This window comes from Lysinibacillus halotolerans, from assembly GCF_003711845.1.
Classification (GTDB): Bacteria; Bacillota; Bacilli; order Bacillales_A; family Planococcaceae; genus Ureibacillus; species Ureibacillus halotolerans.
Map to the genome: position 1 here is coordinate 1 of NZ_RHLQ01000086.1, position 6,478 is coordinate 6,478.

Sequence of the window (6,478 nt, forward strand, 5' to 3'; positions counted from 1 at the left end):
TGGTACATGAGCATCGGACTGACGCAGATGACGCAGTTTTCCGACGTGTCATCGCGCTTCGCAGAAAGCGTCGATGGTAGTTGAGGGGTACCCCCTGTGAGAGTAGGACGTTGCTAGGCAAATAGAGACCACTGAGATTCAGTGGTCTTTTTTATATCCAAAAAGTCAGCCCCCAACATACAAAAGCCGAAGGCTTGGTCGGCGCGTTTAAAAACAAACAAAGGTACAGAAAAAAAACTCGAGAAGTGGGAGGACCGAGGAAAACAAGGAATCAAGGAGGCCCGAAGCGCAGTGTACTTGGTACATGAGCATCGGACTGACGCAGATGACGCAGTTTTCCGACTTGTCATCGTGCTTCGCAGAAAGCGCCGATGGTAGTTGAGGGGTACCCCCTGTGAGAGTAGGACGTTGCTAGGCAACAAAGACCACTGAAAATTCAGTGGTCTCTTTAAACTTAATTTTGTTCATGCTCTTCCTTTAATATGGAGTAAATTTTTAAATCTTTATGTTCTCCTTTAACAAACATCGATTTTCTGAGGATGCCCTCAAAAGTCATGCCCGATTTTTGCATAACCCGCTCTGAACCAAAATTTTCTACAAAACATCGTGCTTGAATACGAGTAAGGTCCATATGTTCAAAGCCGAAAGAAATCACTTGCTTTGCTGCTTCCGTCATCATCCCTTTCCCCCAATGTTCATGAGAAAGGGCATATCCGATTTCAGCTGTTTTATGTTTTGTGTCCCATGTTATAAAATCGATGGTTCCAATGAATTTTTTATTTTCTTTGTCTACGATGCCCCAAGGAGAAAGTTGATGAGCTTTATATCTTTTTAATGAGAAGTCGATAAAGGCTTTCGTATCTTCAATCGTTTTGTGTGTATCCCACACTAAATATTTTGTAACTTCATCATTAGAACAATAATGAAACATTTCTTCTAAGTCATCGAGAGTTATTTTTCGAAGGATTAGACGTTCTGTTTCCAATATTGGGAGATCACTATAAATATCTTTTATTTTCATGACATCGCCTCTTCTCCAATTAAGTTAATAGTAATTATAAACGATTCGATGTCATCTACAAAGATGGTAGTTACTAAATTTTAACAAAATTATATTTATAAAAAGATTAAAACTCTAGTGCTCTTCTCAAATCATGGATATAAGACTGACTAACGGGTAGTTCTTCTCCATTTTTAAGTTCAACAACAAAGTTTGACGTTAAGTCTCGAGAGATTTTTTTTATATAGTAAATATTTAATATATAGGATCGATGAATGCGCAAAAAATATTCTGGAAGTTTAGTTTGGAGTTCCTTTAATGTCATATTTGATTTAAATTGTTCATTGTCGGTGTAAAACCAAGTTCGTTTTTGCAGACTTTCAATATAGGATATTTGCTTAACGGGGATAGGAGTCCAATCTTCATCTCGTTTCCCAGTTAAAAATTTAAAGGATTGTTGTTTTTCCGGAAAATATGTGGAAGGCAAAATAATAATTAAGGCAGCGTCTTGTTGATCAATCGTAATAGGATATCCCATTGTATAATAGGGTACTCCAAGGGTGGACGCATCAAGTACCAATTCAGTTTTTTTACGATGCTTCAGGACTTGTGCGGCAATGCTATCTGGATGAACATATTCCCCCGTTTTTAAATGAATATGATGAATGCTAGGACAATAGTAAATATACGTATTATCCGTTGCAATGGCTAAAGATGCATCCTTTGGTAGCCAATCTTCTAAAATAAGTTTGAATTGCTCTAAGCCCTCTTTAGATACATTCAAATTTCCTATTTTCATATTTAGAATCCCCCTAAGTGTTATAACTAAATCTAAATACTTCATCACGAATTAATACCAGTTCATCCCAAATTCTAAAGGTTTCGTCAGAAAATAATGAAAAATAAAATACTCTGTTATATATTAATTTACATCAAATACTTCTGTTATGGAACAGTAAATTCAAAAAATTTTTAACAGATTGTATTTAAACAAAGGGGAAGGTGTGAATATTCATGTCAACAAGACAAGAAAAAATTGAAGCTATAAAAAAGGATTGGGCAGAAAACCCACGCTGGAAAGGGATTGAAAGAACATATACTGCTGAAGAAGTTGTAAAATTACAAGGTTCTGTAGTAGTTGAACAAACTTTAGCCAAAAGAGGTGCGGCTCGTCTTTGGAAGTCATTGCATGAAGAAGACTTTATTAATGCTTTAGGTGCGTTAACTGGTAACCAAGCGGTACAACAAGTAAAGGCTGGTTTGAAAGCGATTTATTTATCTGGATGGCAAGTAGCTGCAGATGCGAACCTTGCTGGCCAAATGTACCCTGACCAATCATTATATCCAGCTAACTCAGTGCCTCAAGTTATAAAACGTATTAATCAAGCGTTACAAAGAGCAGATCAAATTGATCATGCAGAAGGGCGAAATGATGGCTTCGACTGGTTTGCACCAATTGTTGCAGATGCAGAGGCTGGATTCGGCGGACCTTTAAATGTGTTCGAACTTGTAAAATCAATGGTTGAAGCGGGTGCTGCTGGCGTTCATTTAGAGGACCAGCTTGCTTCTGAGAAAAAATGCGGTCACCTTGGCGGGAAAGTATTACTTCCTACTCAAAACGCTGTTCGTAATTTGATTGCTGCTCGTCTTGCAATGGACGTAATGGGAGTAGATACAATTTTAATTGCACGTACAGATGCCGATGCTGCGGACATGGTAACTAGTGATATTGACCCTCGAGATGCAGAATTTATTACAGGGGAACGTACGCCAGAAGGATTCTTCCGTACGAAAGCAGGCATTAAGCAAGCAATTGCCCGCGGTTTAGCGTACGCACCGTATGCGGATTTAATTTGGTGTGAAACTTCCAATCCATCTTTAGAAGAAGCTCGTCAATTTGCAGAAGGGATTCATGCGAAATTCCCAGGTAAAATGTTAGCTTACAACTGTTCACCTTCCTTTAACTGGAAAGCGAAACTGTCAGATAAAGAAATTGCAGAATTCCAACGCGAGATTGCGAAAATGGGCTATAAATTCCAATTCGTTACATTAGCTGGTTTCCATTCACTTAATAAATCGATGTTTGAACTTGCATTAGACTATAAAGATAATGGTATGGCTGCATACTCAAAACTTCAACAGGCGGAGTTTGATTTAGAAGCGAAGGGCTATACAGCTACAAAACATCAACGTGAAGTAGGTACTGGTTACTTTGATGAAGTGTCACAAACAATTTCTGGTGGTACATCGTCAACAACTGCAATGGCGGGATCTACAGAAGCAGAACAATTCGTATAATACGAATGTTTGAAATTTGCCTAGGCATGATTTGAATAATGTTATTTATATAAGGGTGGGGATTTTGAAAATGGAACAGGCAACATCACAAAAGCTTAAAATTGTTGGGGAACTAACAGAACAAGCAAAGGAAATTTTAACGCCTGAGGCACTTGAATTCATTGTTTCACTTCATGATAAGTTTAATGGGCGACGAAAGGAATTATTAGAAAAACGGAATGAAAGGCAAAAGCGACTTGATGGGGGTGAGCAACTAGAATTTTTACGAGAAACAGAGGAAATTCGTCAAGGAGATTGGACAATTGCCCCCCTTCCAAAAGATTTACAAGATCGTCGTGTAGAAATTACTGGGCCGGCAGTAGACCGCAAAATGGTTATTAATGCATTAAACTCTGGTGCCAAAATGTTTATGGCATGTTTTGAAGATGCATCGACGCCAACATGGGAAAACATGATTGCTGGTCAAATTAATATGCGGGATTCCGTCCGTCGTACTATTGAGTTTACCCAAGAATCGAATGGGAAAACGTATAAACTTAATGAACAAACCGCTGTTCTTTTAGTTCGGCCGCGTGGTTTGCATTTACTTGAAAAAAATGTACTCGTTGATGGGGAACCTATGTCCGGTAGCTTCTTTGACTTTGGCTTGTATTTCTTCCATAACGTAAAAGAATTATTGGCTAACGGATCCGGTCCATACTTTTACTTACCGAAGCTTGAAAGTCATTTAGAGGCAAGACTTTGGAACGATGTGTTTGTTTATGCCCAACAATATTTAAATATTCCACAAGGTACAATTAAAGCAACTGTATTAATTGAAACAATCGTTGCTGCCTTTGAAATGGATGAAATTTTATATGAACTGCGGGAGCATTCAGCAGGACTAAATTGTGGTCGTTGGGATTATATTTTCAGCTTTATTAAACGATTACGAAATCAGCCGGATGTTGTTTTGCCAGACCGTGGTCAAGTAACAATGACCGTTCCGTTTATGAAGGCTTATACATCCTTATGTATTCAAACTTGCCATAAACGGAATGCCCCTGCGATGGGCGGTATGGCAGCCCAAATTCCGGTGAAAAATGACGAAGAGGCGAATAAACTTGCCTTTGCAAAAGTTGCGGAAGATAAACGTCGTGAAGCAACGGATGGTCATGATGGTACTTGGGTTGCTCATCCAGGGTTAGTTCCGGTTGCCATGGAACAATTCGATGCGATTATGAAAACACCGAATCAAATTGATAAAAAACGTGAAGATGTTAAAGTAACGGCAGAGGATCTTGTTGCCGTACCAAAAGGTACAATTACAGAAGAAGGTCTTCGTATCAATTGTAGTGTAGGTGTACAATATATTGCATCATGGTTACGAGGAAATGGTGCTGCACCTATTAATAATTTAATGGAAGATGCAGCAACTGCTGAGATTTCCCGTACCCAAGTATGGCAATGGATTCGTCATGAAAAGGGAATTTTAGAAGATGGACGTAAAGTGACATTGGAGTTAACACTGGAAGTATTAAATGAAGAGCTTGCAAAAATTAAAGAAGCTGTTGGGAAACAGGCTTATAACAGTGGTCGTTACGAAGAGGCGGCGGAACTGTTTAAAACTTTAATCGAGCAAGACGAGTTTATTGAATTTCTAACTTTACCGGGTTATGAAAAAATAAGCTAATTTACAAAAGGGATGAAAAGGTTGCCTCCTTTATTTATTCCTTCGTTCTAAGGGGATTATATATAAATTAATTGTTCGACATGGGGATGGGTGTCTTACTAGTGTAATAGCTAGTAAGACATTCTTTTTGTTTTAAAGAAGGGAAATCATCGATTATTGGAGAAAAGGTTAAGGATAGAAAAACGTACATAAAGGGAAGGTGTCACATGAAAAATAAGGAATTGCTTTTAGTGCCAGGACCAACACCGGTTATAGATGAGATTTATGATGCTTTAGCGAATGAAACTAGGGGACATACGGATCCTCGGTTTGTAGCAATTTATAAAAATGCTATTGAACAGACGAAACAGTTGCTTCAAACCGATGGGGAAGTATTTATTGTTGCAGGATCAGGAACTTTGGCAATGGAAATGGCAATCGTTAATACGATTGGAAAAGGAGAAAGACTACTTGTAATAAGCCATGGTTATTTTGGTGATCGATTTAAACCTTTAGCAAAAGCTTATGGAATTGAAGTAGATGTGTTGCAAGCAGAGTGGGGCAAGCAAGTGGATCCATTACTTGTAGAGGAAACATTGACACAAAAAGAATATAAAGCGGTAACAATTACGCATGCAGATACTTCGACGGGGGTTCTTTCAGACTTAGACATCCTCGTACCATTAATTAAAAAAACAGGTGCCTTAGTTATATTGGATGGAGTAGTTGCTACGGCTGCCCTTGATGAGAATATGAGTAAGTCTTATGGTGGAAATGCAGAATATAAGATTGATATTGTATTAACTGGATCCCAAAAAGCGATTGGTATTCCACCGGGTCTTGCGATCATAGCTTTCAATCAAACAGCCTTAAAAGCAAGGGATGCCTTAGGCGAAGTAGCTGCCTACTATTGTGATATAAAGAATTGGATCCCTATTATGCAAGATCCATCGAAATATTTCGCAACGCCACCAGTAAACTTAATTTATGCATACCAAAAGGCAATGGATATAGTGCTAGAAGAAGGAATAAAACAAAGGGAGCAACGTCATATTGCTTTTGGGCGAGGGATACGTGCTGCCCTACGTACGTTCGGTATGAAACCTTTAGCTAATGAAGAAGTGTCAGCCCCTACTTTAAGTTGTATTTTATATCCTGAAGGGGTAGATGATGTAGCTTTTCGAACGTTACTTTCCCATAAAGGAATTATTGTCGCTGGAGCTTTGGCCCACTTAGCAGGCAAAGCTTTCCGCATTGGTCATATGGGGAATACAACTGCGGAAATGCTAGAACAAGCAATTCGAAGCGTAGGGGAAGTATTGCATGAGCTAGGGGTGGAAGTAAATCAAGAACTAGCTCTACAGTCGTTTAAAGAGGAACTGTTATTGATTGGACAAACCCATTAAAAATAAGGGCTCCTTACTAACTGCCCCTAAAGGGGCTTTTTTAATTGACCGTCAACCGTATTTGTTCTTTAATCTCGTTTAAATGGGTCTATATATTCTCTACTCGTCATTTGATCACGTAAT

At 38.7% G+C, this 6,478-nt stretch carries 5 protein-coding genes; 3 read left to right on the top strand and 2 right to left on the bottom strand.

Going from position 1 to position 6,478, the window contains the following annotated elements; genetic code table 11:
- Positions 1–454: 454 nt before the first annotated feature.
- Both EC501_RS17975 and EC501_RS17980 read right to left on the bottom strand, forming a co-directional pair.
- Complete coding sequence (locus tag EC501_RS17975) at positions 455–1,021, bottom strand: GNAT family N-acetyltransferase (RefSeq protein ID WP_122973711.1); 567 nt, start codon at positions 1,019–1,021, stop codon at positions 455–457.
- Between the two features lie 106 nt (positions 1,022–1,127).
- Complete coding sequence (locus EC501_RS17980) at positions 1,128–1,799, bottom strand: LytR/AlgR family response regulator transcription factor (protein ID WP_122973712.1); 672 nt, start codon at positions 1,797–1,799, stop codon at positions 1,128–1,130.
- Positions 1,800–2,014: 215 nt separating this feature from the next.
- Between EC501_RS17980 and aceA the strand changes: the two genes are divergently transcribed.
- The 3 genes from aceA (at position 2,015) to EC501_RS17995 (ending at position 6,355) form a co-directional block, all read left to right on the top strand.
- Positions 2,015–3,298, top strand: coding sequence for an isocitrate lyase (gene aceA / locus EC501_RS17985; RefSeq protein ID WP_122973713.1), 1,284 nt, complete (start codon positions 2,015–2,017; stop codon positions 3,296–3,298).
- Between the two features lie 70 nt (positions 3,299–3,368).
- Positions 3,369–4,970 (top strand): malate synthase A, encoded by a 1,602-nt coding sequence (aceB, locus tag EC501_RS17990; RefSeq protein WP_122973714.1) that lies wholly within the window; start codon positions 3,369–3,371, stop codon positions 4,968–4,970.
- Positions 4,971–5,176: 206 nt separating this feature from the next.
- Positions 5,177–6,355: a pyridoxal-phosphate-dependent aminotransferase family protein gene (locus tag EC501_RS17995; protein ID WP_122973715.1), complete on the top strand. Its 1,179-nt coding sequence runs from the start codon at positions 5,177–5,179 to the stop codon at positions 6,353–6,355.
- Positions 6,356–6,478: the final 123 nt, after the last annotated feature.